Source organism: Helicobacter sp. 13S00401-1, assembly GCF_002272925.1.
Lineage (GTDB): Bacteria > Campylobacterota > Campylobacteria > Campylobacterales > Helicobacteraceae > Helicobacter_I.
Genome location: NZ_MLAR01000002.1, coordinates 163531 through 184761, shown reverse-complemented (window position 1 = coordinate 184761; position 21231 = coordinate 163531). Strand labels below are relative to the sequence as shown.

The window sequence follows — 21231 nt, the reverse complement described above, 5'->3', positions numbered from 1 at the left end:
TATGTCTTTGGATTATTATACATTTGAGATAAAATATAGCTTAATCTTTGCTTAAGTAATTTAATGCTAAAGATGTTTATCCCAAAACTACCTAAGGCTATATAAGGAGAATTAATGAGCGATTTTATAAAGAACTATAAATTAATGGAAAGTGAAAGGGCAAAAGAGGGCATACCGCCTTTAGCATTAGATGTAAAGCAAACAAAAGACGTGATTGATATCTTATTAGATTCTAAAAGTAGTAAAGAAGATGCTAACTTTGTAAAAGAACTTTTAATACACAGAGTTAACCCGGGTGTTGATGCTAGTGCTAAGCTAAAAGCTGAGTTTTTTGGACAAGTCTTAAATGGTCAAGCTTGTAATTTTGTAACAAAAGAAGAAGCAGTTAAGTATCTTGGAACCATGCTTGGAGGCTACAATGTCCCTTATCTTATAGAAGCCCTTTCTAATAAAGATTCTGAAGTTGCTAAGATTGCAGCTAACTCTTTAAAACACACTTTATTAGTTCATAACGCCTTTGAAGATATAGCTAAACTTAGTGCAACTAACCCTTTAGCTAAAGAAGTCATCCAGTCTTGGGCTGATGCTGAGTGGTTTTTACACCGCAAAAAGTTAGATGATGAGATGAAGTTTATAGTCCTTAAAATAGATGGCGAGACTAATACTGATGATCTAAGTCCAGCAAGTGATGCTTTTACAAGAAGTGATATCCCACTGCACGCAAAAGCCATGCTTAAAAGCAGGGTACCAGACTATGAAAAAAGGCTAGCTGACATTAAGTCTAAAGGCTATAAGGTAGCTTATGTGGGCGATGTAGTAGGTACTGGAAGCTCTAGAAAGTCAGCTTGTAACTCTATCATGTGGCACTTTGGAGAAGAGATACCTTACATCCCTAATAAAAAAGGTGGCGGCATAGTTATAGGTGGTGTTATAGCACCTATCTTTTTTGCAACTTGTGAAGATAGTGGTTGTTTGCCACTTATCGCTGATGTTAGTAATCTTAAAGAAAATGACATCATCACTGTAAAGCCTTATGAAGGTAAGATTCTAAAAAATGGCGAAGTAGTAAGCACTTTTACATTAGAGCCTAACACTATCATAGATGAGATGAGGGCAGGGGGACGTATACCTCTAATAGTAGGAAGGGGCTTAACTAATAAGTCTAGAAAGTTTTTAGGGCTAGGAGAAAGTGACGTTTTTACTAAGGCTACTTCTCCAAAGGCTACTACTAAAGGCTTTAGTCTAGCTCAAAAGATGGTTGGGCTTGCTTGTGGAGTAGAGGGCATAATCCCAGGGGCATATTGCGAACCAAAAGTTACAACAGTTGGAAGTCAAGATACAACTGGGGCTATGACTAGAGATGAGATAAAAGAGCTAGCAAGTTTAAAATTTAGTGCAGACTTTGTTATGCAAAGCTTTTGTCACACAGCTGCTTATCCAAAGATGGCTGATGTTAGTTTGCAAGCGACTTTGCCAGAGTTTATGACTAGTAGAGGTGGGGTTGCTTTAAGGCCAAAAGATGGTGTTATCCACTCTTGGCTTAATAGATTTTGCCTTCCAGACACTGTAGGAACAGGGGGAGATTCTCATACTAGGTTCCCTATAGGTATAAGCTTTCCAGCAGGAAGTGGCCTAGTAGCCTTTGCTGCAGTTACAGCCTCTATGCCGCTTAATATGCCAGAATCTGTTTTAGTTAGATTTAAAGGCAAACTTAATCCAGGTATAACTTTAAGAGACCTAGTAAACGCCATACCTTACTACGCTATCAAACAAGGGCTTTTAACCGTTCCTAAACAAAATAAGAAAAATATCTTTAATGGCAGAATCTTAGAGATAGAAGGTCTAGAAGACATAAAAGTAGAACAAGCCTTTGAGCTAAGTGATGCAAGTGCTGAAAGAAGTGCAGCAGCTTGTGCTGTTGCTTTAAATAAAGAGCCAATAATTGAGTATCTTAAATCTAACATAGCTTTAATAGAAGGCATGATAAAAGATGGTTACGAAGACGCTGAGACTCTAAAAAGAAGGGCTAAAAAAATGCAAGAGTGGATAGATAATCCTAAGCTTTTAAAAGCTGATAAAGATGCAAGCTATGCTGCAGTTATAGACATAGATATAGCAGATATTAAAGAGCCGATTTTAGCTTGTCCAAATGACCCTGATGATGTTGCAACTCTAAGTGAGATACTAGCTGACCCTAAAAGACCAAAAAACATAGATGAAGTATTTGTAGGAAGTTGTATGACTAATATTGGTCACTTTAGAGCCTTTGCTGAGATAGTTAAAGGTACACCAGCAAGCCCTACTAGGGTATGGTTAGTACCTCCTACTAAGATGGATCAAAAAGAGCTTAGCCAAGAAGGCTTTTTCTCTATCTTTGGCGCTGATGGCGCTAGGATAGAAGTGCCGGGCTGTAGCCTATGTATGGGGAATCAAGCCCGCGTTAGAGATAATGCTATAGTGTTTTCAACCTCGACTAGAAACTTTGATAATAGGATGGGAAAAGGAGCACAAGTCTATCTAGGAAGTGCAGAACTTGCTGCAGTTTGCTCACTTTTAGGACGTCTGCCTTCACCACAAGAGTATATAGATATGGCTGCTAAAAAACTAGAAGGCAAAGAAGATAAGATCTATAGATATCTAAACTTTAACTTGATGGAAAACTTTAAGCTTTAAGGTAAAAGTTTTTGTACTTTAGATTCTTAGAATCTAAAGTAAAGTTAGAGCAAGAATAGCTTTAAAAGTTATACTTGTTCTAACCTGCTTCATACTCTAAAGTAACTCACCTTTAATCACTTGCCTTTAACTTAAAAAACCAATAATTTTTATACCTTATAAATGCGTGCAGGCAAAGACTGTCTAACACAAGTACCTACATAAAAATCAGCTAGGCTAAAGCTCCCTTTTCTTGTAGGATCTAGCAAACCTAACTTGTTATGATTAATGCCAGCCTTGCTAGAATCTAACTCAAGTAATTTTACTCCATCTATATAATGCGCTCTTGCTCCGTACTCATCATGCCCAAAGCCATGCTCTATTGATATCTCTCCACTTACTACGCCATTAGTAACAAAAGCTATGCCACTTTGTTCACCTTGTGGTGTTACAACCTTAACCTTATCCCCAGTTTTTATACTCTCTTTTTTCCCTATATCTTCAGCTATACGTACAAAATTATGAGGGTGCACGGCGGTTAGTTTTTCTATGATGATAGTGTAGTAGTGCTGTAAGTTAGACTTTCTAGAGCTTACTTTGTACTTCCATTCACTTGGTGGATAGTGTACATCCATTAAGCTACCATCACTTAGTAGCTGAGGCATATAGCATGGTGTACCACTCATGTATTCTCCTGTTATGGAGTGCTTGTGTGCTCCAAGTGGTTCATAATAAATAGCTGCTGGTGTGGCTTGTGAAAAAGGCCTTGCTATTATGTCATTTTCATAAGCAGTGCTCGTATCTTCAAACCTTCCACCGCGAGATAAGATAGTAGCAACCTTTTTAAGCTCTTCTGGCAAAAGATAAGATTCTATAGCTTTTAAGGCGTCTTGCACAGGTGCTAGTTCTAAGTCCTCTTTGCTTATATCATCTACACCTTTGCCATCAAAAGCTAGATTTGCCAAAGCTCTTGCGTAAAACTGCTCTTTTTTATCTAAATCATAAAACTTTCCATCTTTGTCTTTAAAAGCATTTTTACCAAAGCCTTTTAGCCCTAACTTTTTTGCTACAGAGATATAAAAGTGTTCAACACAGATTGATTCTCCATTTTTATCTTTATCTTGCCTTGCTTTTAATGCAGGATATCTTATAGTAGAAGTTTTTGTTAAAACACCCCATGGGGCAAGTGGCAATGCCCAGTTTTCTAGGTTTACTCCATCAGGGACTATGTAGTCACTATAGGCATTAGTTTCATTCATAAAAGCGTCTATGCCTATAAAAAGAGGGACTTTTTTAGTATCTTTTAGCACGTTAACTACGCTTTCTTGCGAACCGGCTTGATTGTAGACAACATTAGTCATATAGTTTATAAACACTTTAATGTTGTAAGGGTAGCCAAAGCCAGCTGCACTTAAAGGTTCATTTATCAAAGGCATAGATATAGGATACCAGGGTTGGGTTGCTGGGTAAGGATTAAGCCCTGCTTTTAGTTTTCGTTTATACTCTGTGCTAGTTTCATAGTACTTGCCACTTCTAGATAGATTTAAGCCACTAGGCTTTTTGCCACCTTCTACCTTTCCTAGTTCATAGCGTCCACTTAAAAAGTTATGAGTGCCAACTTGAGCTGCTATGGTTCCGCCCTTATAACCATAAGTACCCATAAGTGTATTTAAAGTTAAGATTGAAAAAGTAGTCATGCCTGCAAGTGTGCTCATCATACCACCGTGTACACTTGCATTTACTTTTCTTCCATTTTTAGAAAAGTTATCACTAAGCCATATGATATCTTTTAGACTTACTCCACAAAGTTTTGAATACTCTTTTAGACTTCTTTCAAAAGCAGATTCTTTAAGTAGTAAAAAAGAGCTTTTAACAGCCACTTTCTTACCATCTAGTAAGATCTTACCCTTAAACTCTAGCTTGGCGGGTTCATTTATCAAATGGCTTTGTATCTTGCCACTTTGCGAGCAAACTAATATTTCTTCATTTACCCTAGCAAACTGTCCGTACTTAGGATGATTTTTTTCTACTATAACCAAATGAGTAGCATTGCTATGGTGTATCTCGCCTGCAAGTTTGGCTTGAGCTAGATTTGGCTGGATAAGATAGTTTGTAGCATAACGCTTATTTTCTATAATCCATCTTATCATCGCCATAGCTAAAGCTAGATCTGTGCCTGATTTGATAGCTATCCATTTGCCATTACTTGCAGCATACTTTACTGAGTTATTAACACTAGGATCTATAACTGCATAGCTATAGTCTTTATTACTTCTAGCAGTAGCTAGCATCTTGGCTTGTTTTTGGAAAGGATTACCCGCATTAGATGGGGCAGTTCCCCAAAAAAGATTAAATCTTGCATTTTCATAATCTGGCTTTGTATGCAAAAAACCCTTAGAGTTAAGTGCCATTTTAGAGCCTATCCTAAAGCCTCCACCACAGATTCCACCATGGGAGTAGTGATTGATTGTGCCAAAGGATTGTTTTATAAATCTATCCACTATCTCAGATCGTCCATCATAGAAGTAAAAACTTAAAAGCTGATTACGCTTAGTGCCATAGTCTGGATTATCTTTATCTATTAACTCATCACTAAAAAGCGATCTTATTCCATCAACTTGGCCCTCGCCAAATAGATTCCCACCTTCTACAACTTCTTCTAATAACTGCTCAAAGCTTATCTTTTGCCATTTGCCCTCTCCTCTTTTACCAACTCTTTTTAGAGGAGATAGTATACGCACTTTAGATTCTGCCATCTTTGAAAGCAAAGCCCCCCTGCTGCACACAGTAGCTCGCATCTCTTGAGTATCTTGACTAGCAAGTCTAGAAAATGCCTTAACTAGTGGGGTTTTATAATCTTGATGATGCACATTAGCTAGTGGATGATAGGGATTTCCCACACAACGCACTACTTTCCCATGATCTAGCCTTACTCTTATGCCACACTTTGTAACACAGCCATGGCACATTTCTAAGATTACATCTTGGCCAGGCGTTTTAGTTAGCTTGCCATTTTTATAACTAAACTCAGGTATGTGTGGACTGCCTTGAGGTCTATAATCATCTTTTGGATTAGAATCTGTATCTTTTGCAAATAAAGGCGTGCTTACTGCACCTAGTGCTATGGTCTTTAAAAAACCTCTTCTTTTATCTTTTTTTATATCACTTTTCATGTTTTTACCTTTAAAAGTCTTTAATGGAATTTTGGCCTTTTAAAAAATGATGTTTTCACTCCAGTTAATCACCATTTTATACTCACTATTAGGTTTGTTTTGTGCAAGGATTTCGCTTAGTCCATAATAAAATATCTGAGGTTTTGTGTTTTTAGGGCTTGAAAGTATCAAAGTATCATGCGTGTTTAAAAATCTTCTAATAGATGAGTTAGGATCATGCAAATCTCCTATCATCCTACTAGCACCCACGCAGCTTTCAACGCAAGCTGGCAAAAGGCCTGCACGCAGTCTATGATCACAAAGTGTGCATTTATCAGCTTTTAAAGTGTCTTTATTTAAAAACCTTGCATGATATGGGCAGGCTTCTACACAAAAGCCACAGCCTATGCATTCATTAGTATCTATCTTAACTATGCCATTTGCTCTCTGATAGGTAGCACCTACTGGGCATACACTTATGCAAGCTGGTTTCTCACAGTGATTACAAAGTCTTGGCAAAGAGGCTATAACGCCACGTCCTTTAGAATCTTTAGCTTCATACTCTGCAACTATAGTTCTAAATTGACCAACTGGAACGTCATTTTCCATACTACAACTCATAGTACAAGACTGGCAACCTACACACTTTGTAAGGTCTATAACCATGCCATAGCGCGGACTTTTTGAGTTAGTAAACTTAGTCTCACTAGCCTTTAATAAAACACTTGTAGCAAGCAATAAACTACAGTATTTTATAAACTCACGCCTTGAGCTTAAATCTAGCTTTTTGGGTAAAACTTCCATCACTCTTCCTTTCCATTTACACTACATTTACTATTTGTGTAAATTTATAAATACTAGCATAAATTGTCAATTTTTAATGACAATTTAATCAGTCTGCTTTGGCTAGCTTGAAGATAGGTTACTAAGTGATTGAAGATAAAGTTTATAGATAGAAATTAACTACTTAAATATAACTTTGCCTCTATGGGCTATACTTTCTCCTTCTGCTATCCATAAGCTTGCACTTTTCCCTTCAAGCCTTCCTTCAGCTCTAAAAGTTGAAGGCACACAAAGCGGTCTTAAGCCTTGATAGGAGTACTCTAAAATCTTTTTATCTTTATGGTGTTTTGAAAAAGTATTAATCATAAAAGTAGCTAGCAAAGGTCCATGTATAACTAAGCCTTTATAGCCTTCAACTTCTGTAGCATAAGGAAAGTCATAGTGGATTTTATGGCCGTTAAATGTGAGGGCTGAGTAGCGGAAAAGTAAAGTAGAATCTAGATTAAAGCTCTCTTTAAACTCACACTTTTCTAAAGGCACATCACTGCTAGTTTTTGGCTTAGAGGGCTCTTTATAAACTATATCTTGTTCCTCACTTATACATAAAGTGTCATTTTGAAAGTACTCATGTAAAAGCGTTACAAAAGTAAGTTTGCCACTTCTGCCTTCTTTTTCTTGTATATCTTTTATAGTAGTTTTTTTCTTGGCTTCTTTGCCTATGATTAGATCTTTTAAAAACTTAAAGCGCCCACCAGCCCACATCCTATTTCTATCTTCAATAAGGGGTAAAAACTCTCCTAAACGTGGATGACCATCACGCCCAAGCTTGCTAGGATCTAAAGCTTTTACAAAAAAGCACCACTGCCAAAGGTGAGGCAAACTTTCTCCTACTTTTAGCTCTTTTACTCCAAAAGTAGCACAGATCTTTTGGACTTGATGTATGTTGATATCTTCAAAAGCTTCCTCACTTTTGCCTATATAGTTTTTTAGCTTGTTCATAAAAACTTCCTTTAAGAGTAATATTTTTAAATCTAGTGTTATTAAGTGATAAAAGTTCTAAATGTACTTTTTTTGTTTATATCAAAAAAAGGCTTGCTAGTTAGTGTATAAATCTAAAAATTTTATGTTTCTTAGATGCAGGGTAGCTTATCTTGCTAGTTATAAGGTTTTTAATCACTAGTTGATGGTTAGGTAGGTTTTTTTAGAATCTATATTTTGGTGATTTTAAAAAGTCTATTAGCTATAATGAGTGTCCAATAAATTTTTAAGGTCATGTAGCAATGATGATACTAGAACATGAAGTGCCACACAACAGTCAGCTTGCCTTTGCAAAGAGCGCAAGGCTTAAGCGTGTGGTAGAAAATCTATGCGTTGAAGAGTTTTATAAAGAAGGCTTTGAAGAGATTATTACTCCTACTTTTGTCTATGGACAGCACCAAAAAAGCTTTTTAGATAGAGATGTTATAAGGATAAGCAGTGAGAGTAATAATCAAATCTCACTAAGAAATGACAGCACACTAGAAGTAGCGCGTATCATAACTAGACGACTAGGTAGAACTACCAAGCAAAAAAAGTGGTTTTATATACAGCCAGTTTTTAGCTACCCAACTACTGAGTTAAACCAGATAGGTGTTGAGTATTTGGAACAAGATAGACTTGATTATATGCTAGATCTAAGCATCAAGCTTTTTAAGAAGTTTCACATAAGCCCAATTTTACAAGTGACTAATGCTAGGATAGCCCTTTTATGTACTAAGCATGAAGGATTAGATATAGGGCTTTTTGAAAGACAAGATGTTGCAGCTTTGATGAAGTCACCTCTTATGAAAGACTTAATTGAGATAAATGACAAAGAAAGCTTAAAGTCTTATTTGCCTAAAGCACCAGAGTTTTTAAAAGACGAGCTAGCTTCACTACTAGAGTTAACTAAGAATCTAGAGTATGAAAAAGTAGTTTTTTCACTCTTGCTTTTAGCACCAGTTGACTACTATAAGGGCGCGTTTTTTAGGATGTTTTTGGGTAATTCATTTTTTTGTAGTGGGGGAGTTTGTAGTATAGATGATTTAGTTACTTGTGGCTTTGGAATCTATACTGATGGTGTAGTTCACTACCTCTTAAAACACAAAGTAAGTTTATAAAGGATAAAGTTTATGGCAGATGTGATCTTAGGTATACAGTGGGGTGATGAAGGAAAGGGCAAGATAGTAGATATGCTTGCTAAAAACTATGACTTAGTAGTTAGATATCAAGGTGGGCATAACGCAGGCCATACCATAGTAGTAGATGGAGTTAAGTATGCCCTTCACTTAGTCCCTTCAGGCATACTCTATCCTCATGTTACTAACATTATAGGTAATGGAGTGGTTATAGACTTGCTAGCTTTAGATAGAGAGCTAACCCAGTTTCCAAACATAGAAGGAAGGGTTTTTATATCTAATAAGGCCCATATCATACTTCCTTATCACATCTTGCGTGATGTGCTTGATGAAGAAGGAAGGGTAGAAGCTATAGGAACAACAAAAAAAGGTATAGGCCCAAGTTATGCTGATAAAGTAGCAAGGAATGGAATCTTAATGCAAGATCTTTTTGATCTTAGCAATCTTAAAGATAAGATTAGATACAACCTAAGCTTGCTTAAAGTTTCTCATGACCTAAGTGCAGATTCTATAATCGAAGATATCAAAGAAGTACTACCTAATATTTTGCCTCTTATAACTGATACTACTAAGATGATATGGAAGGCTGTAGATGAGGGTAAAAAGATCTTGCTTGAAGGTGCGCAAGGTACTATGCTAGATATCGACCATGGCACCTATCCTTTTGTAACTAGTTCTCACACTAGTATAGCTGGAGCTCTAAGTGGAACTGGACTTAACACTAGAGATATAGATGAAGTCATAGGTATAACTAAGGCTTACTGTACAAGAGTTGGTAATGGCGAGTTTCCAACTGAGCTTCATGATAAAGTAGGGGAGTATCTAAGGGATAAGGGCTATGAGTTTGGTACTACTACTGGGCGTGCTAGAAGGTGTGGCTGGCTAGATGCAGCTCAAGTTAAGTACGCAGTAAGGCTTAATGGAGTAAGTAAGTTAGCCTTAATGAAGCTTGATGTTTTAGATGGGTTAGAAGAAGTTAAGATGTGCGTTAAGTATGATGATAAGGGCTTGCCAGTTTATGAAAGCTTTAAGGGGTGGGATAAGACCTATGGACTAAAAAGCTATGAGGCACTGCCAGAGGCTGCAAGGGCTTATATCAAAGCTATAGAAGATGTAGTAGGCACTAAAGTTGGCATAATATCTACATCTCCAAATAGAGAAGATGTAATCTTAAGATGATAAAACAGCTTATCTCTCTAGTAAAAATAGCCAAGCAAAATGTAGACTTACAAGAAAAGAGTGTGCAAGCTTGTGCTAGTGAGATAAGACTAAAGTTTGAATATATAGATAGCTTAAACTATGAACTTCAAAATGCAGATGTTCCAAAAAGTGGTAGTTTTAAAGACTATCAGTCTCAAAAAGTCTATATGCAGGGATTTTTATATGAGATAGAAAAGACTTATGAAGAAGTAGCTTTACTTAAACTTAAGAAAAAAGAGTTAGAAGAAGTGTTAAAGGCTTTTAATATAGAGTATGAAAAGCTAAAGTATATCTATGATAAAGAGAGCCTAAGACTAAAAAAAGAAAAAGAAAGTCTTGAGGCTAAAAGCTTAGATTCCATATCCAATCTACTTTATGCAAATAAGGGTTATAACCATGAGAAAAATTCTACTAATAGTAGTATGTAGCACTTTAGGTGCTTTGCTTAGTGCTAAAGCTAGCACTCCTACTACTACTCAAAACCAGCTAATAGATATTAATGCCCAGTGCAATGCTGTCTTTGAAGATAGAAAGCAAGAGATAAATGCCTCCCTTATAAAACTAAAACAAGAACAAACCACCTTACAGATACTATCTAATGAAAACTCTAAACTTTTAAGTGAAAGAAAGGCCAAACTAGACCTAAAAGAAAAAGCCTTAGAGCAGATGTATAAAGACATGAAAGAAGAAGAGGCAAAAAAAGAAAGTGAAAGTAAGGCTAGGTTAGAAGAGGCAAAGGCACTTTTAGCGCAAAATGAAAAAGTGCTAGCTGATATAAAAAATATAAAAGATAGCAAGTTAGCCCAAAGCTATGCAAAGATGAGAGATTCTAATGCCGCTCCTATACTTTCTTCTATGCCAACTGCTGATGCTATAAGCATACTTTTAAGCTTAAAACCAGCAGAGATAGGAAAAATACTAGCTAAGATGGACCCAAAAGTTGCTTCAGAGTTAACTCAAAAGATGCAAAGTTATCCACTTAAAACAGATGCCCAAGGCTCTATGTCTTTACCAAATCAAGCAGATCAAAAAAAAGATGAAGAAAGCACACCTTCTTTAGGTATGCCAAAAGCACCCACTCCACCTAGCGCACCAAAGGCTCCTAGTTTGCCAGATGCGTCTCAGTCTGGATTTAAAACTTACTAGTTTATAGAATCTAGTTTGCAATGTACTAGGTTTTGTAGTAGGTATTGATAGGGTTTGGTGTTATAAAACTTTGTGTTAAGAAGATATCGTGATGTGGCATTTGCAAATATATCGTTTTATATAGGCAATTCTAATCTCTTTATACTATTGACTAAATCTTTATTTCAGCACTTTCTTTTTCTATATTTTCTCATCTATATATTTTCTTTAACCAAAGCAAAGCTTCCTTGAAAGTGAAACTTCCTTGAAAAAGGGGTTTAACCCCCCCCCTAACTCCCGCAAAGCCTGCAAAAAAGGCTCTTTTTTTGGCAAACAAGGGGGAGGGGACTTGGCATATATTCGTTTCTAGCAAAGCGTAAGCTTCCTTGAAACATCACGTATTCAACACTACTGCTTTCTTTTCTCGTGATTTTTGTGCCACGAAACAAAGCGAGCTAACGGGCACATTTTAATGGAATAGTTGCGTATATATAATTTTTATTTTTAAGGAAGCTTACGCTTTATCATGTGCTAGGAGTAGAGAATCTATAACTAGGCAATATAATATTTTGCCTTTTGTTTTTTGTGCGTAAGCAAAAACAAGCGTGCTGAGGACTACTGGGCAATATTTTATAAAATAAAACTAGAGAGATAGTAGGAAGGCCTAGTTCAAGATATAGGGCCCCCTCTCCCCCCTTGCCAAAGGATGTTGATTTTATAAAAGTAGCTTTTAGAATTAAAAGGCTTAAGTGCAAAGGGCGTTTTACACACCCTTTGCAATGATAGATTGCAAAGATTACAAGAAAAAGTAATGCTGCCTATATAAAATGATAGTTTTATAGAATCTATTTGCAAAAAATCTTTAGCAAGCAAGGTAAGAAAGTAGGTACTAATTATTAAACTACTTAATATTTATAGTGGCCTAGAAAAGTGGCTTAGAAAAGTGGCTTAAAAAAAGTTTAATTAACCCTATAGTTTAGCCCAACACGCGTTATCTTAGAATCTAGTTCATACTCAAAAAGCAAAGCACCAAACTTTTCTTGTGCTTTTTGTATGGAAGGATTAAGCCTTATAAATTCTAATACTTCATCATTGCTAGCATTCAAAGTTTTTAAGTCAAAAAAGAGCCCTAAAGTTTTTATAAACTCATCTACATCATATATAGCATTTGCCTTCCTAGCGGCCAAAAGTTTTTGTGTACAAAGGCTTTCAGTCATCTTATGAGGCAAGGTAAATATAGGCTTATTAAGCGCTAAAGCAAGGGAGGCTGAGGAGCTAGAGCCACTTTGTAAGTCTGCATATGGGATAAAGACTAAGTCACTTAGGGCAATTATGATACGGTTTCTTTCTAGGAAGGAAGCTAGGGTTATGCGCCTATTAGCTTCATACTCACTTAAAGCTAGCCCATCTTTTTTTATAGCATCTAAGATTTTCTTGTTTTGTGCTGGGTAGTTTAGATCTAGTGAGCAAGGAAGCACTGCTATGGTATTAGGAAAAGAGTTTTCATGTGCTATGCAGTCTATACCTAAGGCACCACCACTTATGATATTAAAGCCACTTTTTGCAAGTTTGCTAGCTATAACTGCAGTTTGCTCTTTGGCATAGACATTAGGACTTCTAGAGCCTATGATTGCAAACAGGGGCTTTTTAAGTAGCTCTAAGCTACCTTTATAGAAGATTTTATCTAGTGGTTTAAATAAGCTAAAACTTTTAAGAGCTTTTTTATCTTGGGGTGTTTGAGTGGCATTTATATCTTTTTTGGTAAAAAAGGATTCTAAGTATTCTAGAGTATCTTTAGGCGTTAGGACTAAAAACTCTTTTCTTTCTTTGTTGGTTAGGGCATTAAGCCTTTTTATCTTTGGGCTAAAGTTACTTTGCAGTAAGGAAAAAGCATTCATCTAAGATTACTTATCAGGCTCTAGCTTTTGACCATAGTAGCTTACATGCTCACGTAAAAAGTCATCCAAAGTGCCTATATAAACTAGGTTATAGTACTTATTAATCACATCTTTATAAAGCTTAAGTGTTGCTATAGTTTTTGGATGAGGGTGGCCTATAGCTATGGCGTAGCCTCTAAGTCTAGCTATCTTTAAGAAAGTTTCCATCTGTTTTGCTATGTAGTTTGTATCTAAGTCATTATCTAAAAAAACATCTCTTGCTAGAAAGAAATGACCTCTTTTTTTGCCTATATCATTTACGACATTAGAGGCTATAGTTTTAGAATCCACAAACTCAAAGTCATCTTTATCTAGGGCTTTTAATAGTCTTAGCATGTCTTTTTTGCTACTTGTAAAAGCGTGGCCTGTGTGGTTGTTTATATAGTAGGCATCTGGAAAGTCCTGCCTTATCTCATCTATGCGTTTTTTTATCTTGCGATAACTCTCACCCATAGTTATCCACTCGCTTTTATCTGTGTAGTCTCCACCGGCTTCAAGGGGAAGGTGTATCATATAGTGCTTAAAGTCTTTTGCTATCTCTGGAGTATGTGGCGTTATGGGCTGTCTTGGGAAGAGGCTAGGAGTTAGATTAGCAAGTCCTACTGACTTGATGCGCCTTTCATGCACTCTACTAGAAACATCATCTATGATGATAACTATCATAGGTTTTTTATAGTGTGAAGTTTTTATGTATTTAGCATGTAAAGCATCTAGTTTTTGAGCCTTAGTTAGCTCAGGTTTAGGAGTTGCTAGTTTAGTACTTTGCTTTGGTGCTAAAGTCTTATCTAGCGTAATGCTAGGTTTTGTTGTGGTTTCTTGCATAGTTTTGGGAGGGGTAGCTTTTGGGCTAGATTCTATCTCACTAGGCTTTAAGGCTGGAGTTACATCTTGTAATGCTCTAGGATAAGAAGCTTGCTTGTTTAAGTCTTTATTAACACTTATATCATTACTCACAACAAAGTAGTAGACCACTCCAAGTAATACTATGATAATAACTACTAGTAGTGTTGCAAGTAGACCTAACTTTTTACCCTTACTCAAATTAGTCCTTGCTCGCTAGTGAAAGATTCTAAATTTAAGCATCTATAGTTATCTCTAGAGTTTTAGAGTAGTAGTCCCTTTCTGCTTTTTTTACTTCTACTGCATCAGATTTTGTATACTTTTTAACTACTGCTACTAGCTCATCTACCATCTCATCAAAGTGAGGTATGTTGGCGGTACGTTCTTTGGATAAAGTTAACATCAACCTTTTTTTAGCACAGCTAGCTGATTTTTCTTTGTATTTTCCTAGACCAAACAAGACAACCTCCTTACTTACTTAGCATACGTTTAAATGAGCCTAGAAATCCAGACTTAACTTTAAAGATAGGAAACTCTATAGTTTCACCAAGCACTCTTTTACTTATACGCTCATAAGCTTCTCCACTAGGACTATGCATATAGATAGTTGGCTCACCTGTGTTAGTAGCACTTACGACTTTAGGATCTTCTGGCACTAGGCCTATTAAAGGTAGGGCTAGCATATCTAAAACATCTTCAGTGCTAAGCATATCACCTTTTTCAACTAAGACTGGGTTAATGCGATTTATGATGACGTATTTTTCTAACTCTTCTCCAAGCTTAGCTTTTTCTGACTTAGAATCTATTATCCCTATAACTCTATCGCTATCTCTAATAGAACTTACCTCCGGAGTAACTACAATTAGCGCTTTATCAGCCCAAAAGACAGCGTGTTCAAAACCACCTTCTATGCCGGCTGGACTATCTATTATTATATAGTCAAACTCAGCTTTTAGTTTTTCTAAAAGCTCTTTTACTTTAGCAGTATCAAGTACGTTTTTATCTTTACTTTGAGAGGCTGGAAGGAAGTATAGATTTTTTGTTTTTTTATGGCTTATGATGGCTTGAGAAAGATTGCACTTTCCTTCCATAACATCTATAACGTCATAAACTATCCTATTTTCTAGTCCTAGTATCATGTCTAGATTCCTAAGGCCTATATCAAAGTCTACAGCTATGACCTTATGTCCAGCTTGGGCTAGGCCTATGGATATATTAGCAGTGGCGGTTGACTTACCAACCCCGCCTTTTCCAGAAGTTATGGTTATAACACATCCATTTTGATCCATATGTAAAAGCCCTTTTTAACGCAAGTTTATAAACACTAGCAACAAGTAGTATTTTTCCGATTAGACTATTGTAGCACAATACTCAGTGGTTGGGCTTGCATTAAATATGTAGCTATAAAATGCAAACCCTCATTTTGTCTACACATCAGAATCTAATTTTAAAAATAACTTAAATTAAGCTTTTTTTAAGTATAAACCCACTAAAGTCTCATCTTTATTTAAAATACAAGGCGTACATAATATGGAGCTAACGAAAACACCAAAAGTAGGTGAGATAAAAAGAGACTGGATAGTCTTGGATGCAAAAGGTCAAGTGTTTGGGCGACTGATAACTCAGATCGCTACTATTTTAAGAGGAAAGCATAAACCTAGCTTTACTCCTAATATGGACTGTGGAGACTTCGTCATAGTTATTAATGCAAAAGATGTTAAGTTTAGCGGTCTTAAGTTAGATGATAAAGAGTACTTTACTCACTCTGGCTACTTTGGAAGTACTAAAAGTAAAACTTTAGGTCAGATGCTAGAAAAACACCCAGAAAAGCTATACAAACTAGCTGTTAGAGGGATGTTGCCTAAGACAAAATTAGGAAGAGCTATGATTAAAAAACTAAAAGTATATCAAGGTGAAACTCACCCACATACTGCGCAAACAACAAGTAAAGGAAATTAATGCAAGAGGTTTATGCAACTGGTAAACGAAAAAGCGCTATAGCTAAAGTGTGGCTAACAAGCGGTACAGGAAAACTTATAATTAATGATATGAGCTTAAATGAGTGGTTAGGTGGGCATGATTCTATAAAAATGAAGGTTATGAGACCTTTGATGCTTACTAAGCAAGATAAGTCAGTTGATATCAAGGCTGTTGCTTTTGGCGGTGGATACTCTGCTCAAGCTGAAGCTTTACGTTCTGGTATAGCTAAGGCGTTAAATCTTTTTGATAGAGAATCTTTTAGGCCTATACTAAAACCTGAAGGCTTACTAACTAGAGATGCTAGAGTTGTAGAACGTAAGAAATACGGTAGAAGAAAAGCAAGACGTAGTCCACAGTTCTCTAAAAGATAGTTTTTTACAAGAGGTATATTTTTATATCTTTTTACAGGGGTTTGTTTGGCTTGGCTGTTTTTATGAGATTATAAAAGCGAGGTTTAAGTTGGCGACCCCTGAAAGATTTGAACTTTCGTAACCACCTGGAAAGGGTGGTATCCTTGGCCTCTAGATGAAGGGGTCGTGATAGACAAAGACTGAATTATACTATAAGTTTTAATTGAAAAATAAACTTAGTTACTCTCATTTTGCATAACTTATTGATTTTACTAGCAACACTTTATATATCACTTTTTCTTTTTAAATCTTTACTTTATTTTTTAAGTTATCTTTTTGAAAAACATAATTATTTTCATAGTTAACTTGATATTGCTTAATGTTTAAAGCAAGGCAGTACTATAGAATCTTTAGATAAAAAATATAAAGGATAAACTATGGTAACTTTTAAAGGTAATAAAGCAACATTAGGCGGAAAACAAGTAAAAGTAGGTGATAGTGCTCCAAGTGTAGAACTAGTAGCAGGTGATCTAAGCTCTGTAAAAGTTGGTGGAGCAAGTGGTAAATATCAAGTTATAAATGTAGTGCCAAGCTTAGATACAGGAGTATGTGCTGCTCAAACTAGAAAGTTTAATGAAGAGGCTTCAAAACTGCCAAACGCTCAAGTTTTTGTAGTTTCTATGGATCTTCCTTTTGCGCAAGGTAGATTTTGCACAGTAGAAGGTATAAAAAATGTAACTGCTTTAAGTGACTTTAGAAAAAAAGAGTTTGGTGAGAAGTATGGTTTAATCTTAGCTGATAGTCCACTAGAAGGTCTTTTAACTCGCGCAGTTATAGTAGTAGACCCACAAGGTAAGATAGTTTATGAAGAGATAGTTTCTGAGATAACTAATGAGCCAGATTACAAAAGTGCACTAAACGCACTTAAGTAGATTTTTATTTTTATTTTCCCTAAAATTGTATTGTAGTTTTAGGCTAGATACTAAGCATATTTAAGGAAAATAGATGATTAAAGTTAGCTCCACCAGATTAACTGGGGGGGGGGGGGGGACTTCCCTTTGCCAATCCTAGAAGATATAAGAGTTCAGCACTTGACTAGATTTGAAGGGGCTTTAGATCCTAAGGGTAAAAAGCCAGAAGTTTCTTTGATAGTTGCTAACTACAATAATGAAGCCTATATAGATGAGTGCATATTAAGCTTAAAAAATCAAACCTTTAAAGATATGGAAATCATCATAGTAGATGACGCTTCAAGTGATAAAGGTGTGGATAAGTTAAAAGCCTACGCCTTAGAAGATAACAGAATCAAACTTTTTTTAAATAGCGTTAGAACAGGTCATCCAAGCCTAGCAAGAAACTATGGAGTAAGCATAGCCCAAGGTAAATATATAGCCTTTGTAGATAGTGATGACTATCTTAACTTAGACTGCGTAAGACTTCATTATGAAAGCTTAGAATCTAGTCTTGCTGATATAGCCTACTGCAATCTTGACGTATATGATGAAAGTAAAAATGAGCATCATCCATTTAAACTAAACCATGCTTCAACTAAGGGCAGTTTAGTATTTAACGCCAGTAATGCTAATAGAGAGTTTTGGAGGAAGGTTAGAACTTCAGCTTGTTTTAATATGTATAAGAAAGAGTTTTTTGTAAAAGAAGAGCTTGCCTTTCAAGACTGTGACTTTGAAGATACTGATGTTGCTATAGTTGCTTTTTTAAGGGCTAAAAGTCTATGTCATATCCCTAAGACTCTTTATGTAGCTAGGATTAATAAAAAGTATGGATATAACAGAAGTGATGGAGCTAAAAGTAGTACTAGTTTAGCAGATCCACTTGTTGGGATTAATATCTTATGTCACTCTTATAAGCTTTTAGGACTAAAAGGCACAAAGGGATTTGAAGAGGGCTTACTTTATGCCTACTTTGATCTTTTTACTTATTTTCTTCATATTTTTGCTACTGAAGAAAACTTTTTTACTTGCATTAAAGAGGCTAAAAGTTTACTAGAAGAAGTTTATGAGGATAGTACTAAAAAGTTTACATACTTTAATCCTAATGAGATGCGTTTTATAAAACTACTATTAAAAAAATCACCAGTAGAGCTTATGAAAGAGTGCATAATTTACCACCGTGCTAATAATCTTGATGTAAGAGGACTTTTGCTAAATAGTATAAACCATGTGCAGTACGCAAGATATCCAAAAGTTATAAAATACCCGCTTTATATCTATAAGATTATGTTAAAAATAGCAGGCAAATAATAAGCAAGTAGCTTGGCTAAAGTAAGAAAGCGTGCGATAACTAAATCTAGACTTGCTAGGAGTAGGTTAATAGAGATAGAATCCTTTGTAAGATAAGTTTTAAAGTTCAGTGGGGAGAGAAGGAGGGTCTCCCATCTTAAAGATAGGAGCCTCTCCTTTAACTAAAAGGTAAAAGGAGAGAAAAGTTAGTAAGCTTAAGAGTTATTTGCCAGGGGTACCTTCTAGGGTAATGTTGATTCTTACATCATCACTTACCATGCTGTTAGCAAAACCATTGCCAACACCGAAGTCTTTTCTGTTAACTTTTCCACGTAGCATTAGAGAATAAACTTCATTTTTCTTCATATCTTGAACTGGTCCTCTTAACACACCAAATAGTTTAACTTTCTTTGTAACACCTTTGATAGTTAGATCAGCTTCGATAGTATATATTTTAGTAGGAACTTTCATCATCATGTCCATTGACTTTTTATCATCAGCCATGTCTTTTTTACTCATACCTTCTTTCATATCCATTTTTTTCATTTCAGATTCAGCATGCATGTGATGTTTTTTCATCTTAGCTTCAGCATGTTTGTCTTCTTTTATGCTTATAGCTTTTAAAGTTGCATCAGGGAATTTAGCTGCGTCAAAGAAGTCTGCTGCTTTTAAGTGATCATCTCTTTTTTGATTTTGAGTGTTTACTGAAGAGATTTTTAAGTCACCACTAAGTGCTTTTAACTCACCTTTTTCTACATCTACGTTACCAGTGAAAGTATCAAATGTACCATCAACGCTTGAAAGCATAAGGTGGGTTACTTGGAATCCAACTCTTGAGTGTGAGTTGTCTATCACAAGTGGAGCAGCTTGAGCTAAACCAAAACCTAGAGCTGATGCTACTACTAAACTTACTATTGTTTTTCTCATGAAAAATCCTTTTGTTTTAATGATCTAGCTAATGCTAAATTCACATTGATTATAATTAAATTTAATTAATCAAATATGATTAAGTTTGCTAAAGCAGTATGAGCCAACAGCAGCTAATATTACAAAAGGTATCAGCAGTCCAAACTCTGGTATAAAAAGATTGTTTGCGCTTAGTTTGCCTAGAGAGAAAAAAACCCCCCACATTATCAAGCAAAAAACGCTAAATATGATGCCATTTAATGCTAGGTTGCCATATCTTGCAAGCACTGGACTATAGTAAACTACTATGATGCTAGTAAAGATGACAAAGAACTGAATGATAGTAAGTGTGTAAAATATACCCCTAACTCTTCCAAACTCAGCATGGGCTTTGTATAAAATCTTCATAGAAGTTAGAGCATCATAGATAGAGACTGAAGGCTTGTTTTGGTAGATAGTATCTAGTACTTTTGGTCTAAACCCATGCAATAAATGCACGTTATCATAAGTTTTTATAGTGATACCTGGATGGCCTATCTCATAATCTTTAGGCATATCCATAACTGATACATTTTTTAAAATCCACTCATTATTTTTAAAAACTGCTTCTTTTGAAGAACTAACACTCACTAACTTTTTGTTATCTACTTTAAACACTTTGATATTTTGTGCGGTTTGAAGTAGAGGATAAATCTTGCCAAAAAAGATATAGCTATCTTTATATTTTACAAATAAGTTATTAGCCGTGTTCATGTTTGAGCCTTGATAGACTATGTTTTCTACCTTTTCTTGAGCATAAACAAAAGGAGTAATGTTAAGAATGATAAAAAGTACCAGTATGATTATGTTTATAGTAAGCACTGGGGCAAGGATGATTTTTTTAGAGTAGCCTAGTGCTAAGAGTGCTGCGTACTGGTTGGTTTTAATTAGGCTTATATAAAAGACTACCACTGCTAAAAGTAGGCTTATAGGTAAAACGTAGTTTAGTGCATAAAGGGCTTCATAGGAGTAAAAAAGTATGATGAGATTTACAGAATCTGGCATATGTTCAAAGTACTGCAAACTATCTATACTTACAAAGAAAAGTTCTAGGGCTAGGAAAATGGTGATAAGTATCTTTATATATCTATAAGAGATAAAGTTAAAAAGCATCATTTGAGATTAATGCCATATTTGTTTTGTGTGCTTGATGGAGAAGTTATTAAAGAAAACAAGGCTTGTAATATAAAAGGAAGCATATCTTTTAAAAGCAAAAGTTCAGTTTTGCTAAAGTTATTTAAGACATAGTTTGAGACTTCTTCATGATTAGTTTTATTAGCACTTTTTAGGGCTGCTAGGGCTATGTTTTTAAACTCGCTACCACTCATTATGCCCTTAGTATTATTACTAAGTTTTTCCTTATAAGAATCTATATAGTCTTGAGTTATCTTATAAGCATCTATGTTAGAACTTATAAGCTTTGTTAGTAATTCAGGATATAAAAGTATGTTAAATCCTATACCAAAACGCAGTTTAGAGTAGGGTAGGGAAAGATGCTGGTTGATGCTTTTTAGCCCATTATGCCCGGCTGTGCTACTTGTTTCTTTGTAGTTTAAACTTCCAAAGGGTAAGTCTAGCTCATCATGGATAACTACTAATCTTTCACATTTATAGTAGTTATAAAGGGGGGCTATGGCTGTGCCACTTAGGTTCATAAAAGTTTGAGGTTTTACTAAGATTAGGTTGTAAGTTTGGGAGCTATTAGATTCTAAAAGTTTGTGAGAGGCCACTAGGGCGTTTGCCTTTTTATCAAGAGAGAAACTAGTCCCTAGCTTGCTAGCTAGGGCATCTAGTATTATAAAGCCTATGTTGTGTCTAGTTAGTTCGTATTTTGATCCAACATTTCCTAGACCAGCAACTAATACATTCAT

At 35.7% G+C, this 21231-nt stretch carries 19 protein-coding genes and 1 tRNA gene; 9 read left to right on the top strand and 11 right to left on the bottom strand.

Translation table 11 applies throughout. From position 1 onward, the window contains the following. Positions 1-114 precede the first annotated feature (114 nt). Positions 115-2673 carry a bifunctional aconitate hydratase 2/2-methylisocitrate dehydratase gene (acnB, locus tag BKH43_RS02200; protein WP_095228080.1) on the top strand — a complete coding sequence of 853 codons (2559 nt, stop codon included), beginning with the start codon at positions 115-117 and terminating at the stop codon, positions 2671-2673. Between the two features lie 149 nt (positions 2674-2822). Here acnB and BKH43_RS02195 read toward each other — a convergent pair whose 3' ends face one another. The 3 genes from BKH43_RS02195 to BKH43_RS02185 form a co-directional block, all read right to left on the bottom strand. Continuing rightward, positions 2823-5825, bottom strand: a complete 3003-nt coding sequence (locus BKH43_RS02195) for a molybdopterin-dependent oxidoreductase (RefSeq protein WP_095228078.1) — start codon at positions 5823-5825, stop codon at positions 2823-2825. 39 nt (positions 5826-5864) lie between these two features. Beyond that, positions 5865-6608 carry a sulfate reduction electron transfer complex DsrMKJOP subunit DsrO gene (dsrO, locus tag BKH43_RS02190; RefSeq protein WP_095228076.1) on the bottom strand — a complete coding sequence of 248 codons (744 nt, stop codon included), beginning with the start codon at positions 6606-6608 and terminating at the stop codon, positions 5865-5867. A gap of 159 nt (positions 6609-6767) precedes the next feature. Next, entirely contained in the window at positions 6768-7586 is an 819-nt protein-coding gene (locus BKH43_RS02185) for a hypothetical protein (RefSeq protein WP_095228073.1), read from the bottom strand. A gap of 281 nt (positions 7587-7867) precedes the next feature. Here BKH43_RS02185 and BKH43_RS02180 point away from each other — a divergent pair, with 281 nt between their 5' ends. The 4 genes from BKH43_RS02180 to BKH43_RS02165 are packed head-to-tail and all read left to right on the top strand — an operon-like array spanning position 7868 to position 11089. Next, positions 7868-8725, top strand: coding sequence for an ATP phosphoribosyltransferase regulatory subunit (locus tag BKH43_RS02180; protein WP_253248021.1), 858 nt, complete (start codon positions 7868-7870; stop codon positions 8723-8725). A 12-nt stretch (positions 8726-8737) separates the two neighbouring features. Continuing rightward, positions 8738-9922, top strand: a complete 1185-nt coding sequence (locus tag BKH43_RS02175) for an adenylosuccinate synthase (protein WP_095228071.1) — start codon at positions 8738-8740, stop codon at positions 9920-9922. After that, the gene (locus BKH43_RS02170) at positions 9919-10371 is read left to right on the top strand and encodes a flagellar FliJ family protein (protein ID WP_095228069.1); all 453 of its coding nucleotides are present in this window, start codon (positions 9919-9921) and stop codon (positions 10369-10371) included. Before BKH43_RS02175 ends, BKH43_RS02170 begins: the two co-directional genes overlap by 4 nt. Further along, a complete protein-coding gene (locus tag BKH43_RS02165; RefSeq protein ID WP_095228067.1) occupies positions 10340-11089 on the top strand; it encodes a PDP protein in 750 nt (249 codons plus the stop codon). Before BKH43_RS02170 ends, BKH43_RS02165 begins: the two co-directional genes overlap by 32 nt. Before the next feature lie 938 nt (positions 11090-12027). Here BKH43_RS02165 and BKH43_RS02155 read toward each other — a convergent pair. From BKH43_RS02155 to minD, 4 genes are read right to left on the bottom strand one after another with little or no spacing between them, the layout of a single operon-like run. Further along, complete coding sequence (locus BKH43_RS02155) at positions 12028-12966, bottom strand: DNA-processing protein DprA (protein WP_095228063.1); 939 nt, start codon at positions 12964-12966, stop codon at positions 12028-12030. Positions 12967-12972: 6 nt separating this feature from the next. After that, the gene (locus BKH43_RS02150; protein WP_095228061.1) at positions 12973-14046 is read right to left on the bottom strand and encodes a divergent polysaccharide deacetylase family protein; all 1074 of its coding nucleotides are present in this window, start codon (positions 14044-14046) and stop codon (positions 12973-12975) included. Positions 14047-14080: 34 nt separating this feature from the next. Further along, the gene (locus BKH43_RS02145) at positions 14081-14305 is read right to left on the bottom strand and encodes a cell division topological specificity factor MinE (RefSeq protein ID WP_095228057.1); all 225 of its coding nucleotides are present in this window, start codon (positions 14303-14305) and stop codon (positions 14081-14083) included. A 10-nt stretch (positions 14306-14315) separates the two neighbouring features. Beyond that, a complete protein-coding gene (minD, locus tag BKH43_RS02140) occupies positions 14316-15134 on the bottom strand; it encodes a septum site-determining protein MinD (protein WP_095228055.1) in 819 nt (272 codons plus the stop codon). A 241-nt stretch (positions 15135-15375) separates the two neighbouring features. Between minD and rplM the strand changes: the two genes are divergently transcribed. Then, a complete protein-coding gene (rplM, locus tag BKH43_RS02135) occupies positions 15376-15804 on the top strand; it encodes a 50S ribosomal protein L13 (RefSeq protein ID WP_095228053.1) in 429 nt (142 codons plus the stop codon). Then, entirely contained in the window at positions 15804-16196 is a 393-nt protein-coding gene (rpsI, locus tag BKH43_RS02130) for a 30S ribosomal protein S9 (protein WP_095228051.1), read from the top strand. Before rplM ends, rpsI begins: the two co-directional genes overlap by 1 nt. Positions 16197-16285: 89 nt before the next feature. Here rpsI and BKH43_RS08455 read toward each other — a convergent pair. Then, positions 16286-16361 (bottom strand) — tRNA-Glu (locus BKH43_RS08455). A gap of 251 nt (positions 16362-16612) precedes the next feature. Between BKH43_RS08455 and tpx the strand changes: the two genes are divergently transcribed. Both tpx and BKH43_RS02120 read left to right on the top strand, forming a co-directional pair. Continuing rightward, complete coding sequence (gene tpx / locus BKH43_RS02125; protein ID WP_095228048.1) at positions 16613-17107, top strand: thiol peroxidase; 495 nt, start codon at positions 16613-16615, stop codon at positions 17105-17107. A 159-nt stretch (positions 17108-17266) separates the two neighbouring features. Beyond that, the gene (locus BKH43_RS02120) at positions 17267-18436 is read left to right on the top strand and encodes a glycosyltransferase family 2 protein (protein WP_172402290.1); all 1170 of its coding nucleotides are present in this window, start codon (positions 17267-17269) and stop codon (positions 18434-18436) included. A gap of 201 nt (positions 18437-18637) precedes the next feature. Here the strand turns inward: BKH43_RS02120 and BKH43_RS02115 are convergent, their stop codons facing one another. The 3 genes from BKH43_RS02115 to pth all read right to left on the bottom strand — a co-directional run bounded on the left by BKH43_RS02115 (position 18638) and on the right by pth (position 21231). Beyond that, positions 18638-19342, bottom strand: a complete 705-nt coding sequence (locus BKH43_RS02115; protein ID WP_095228044.1) for a YceI family protein — start codon at positions 19340-19342, stop codon at positions 18638-18640. A 69-nt stretch (positions 19343-19411) separates the two neighbouring features. Further along, positions 19412-20476 (bottom strand): LptF/LptG family permease, encoded by a 1065-nt coding sequence (locus BKH43_RS02110; RefSeq protein ID WP_095228042.1) that lies wholly within the window; start codon positions 20474-20476, stop codon positions 19412-19414. Next, a complete protein-coding gene (pth, locus tag BKH43_RS02105) occupies positions 20473-21231 on the bottom strand; it encodes an aminoacyl-tRNA hydrolase (protein ID WP_095228040.1) in 759 nt (252 codons plus the stop codon). Before pth ends, BKH43_RS02110 begins: the two co-directional genes overlap by 4 nt.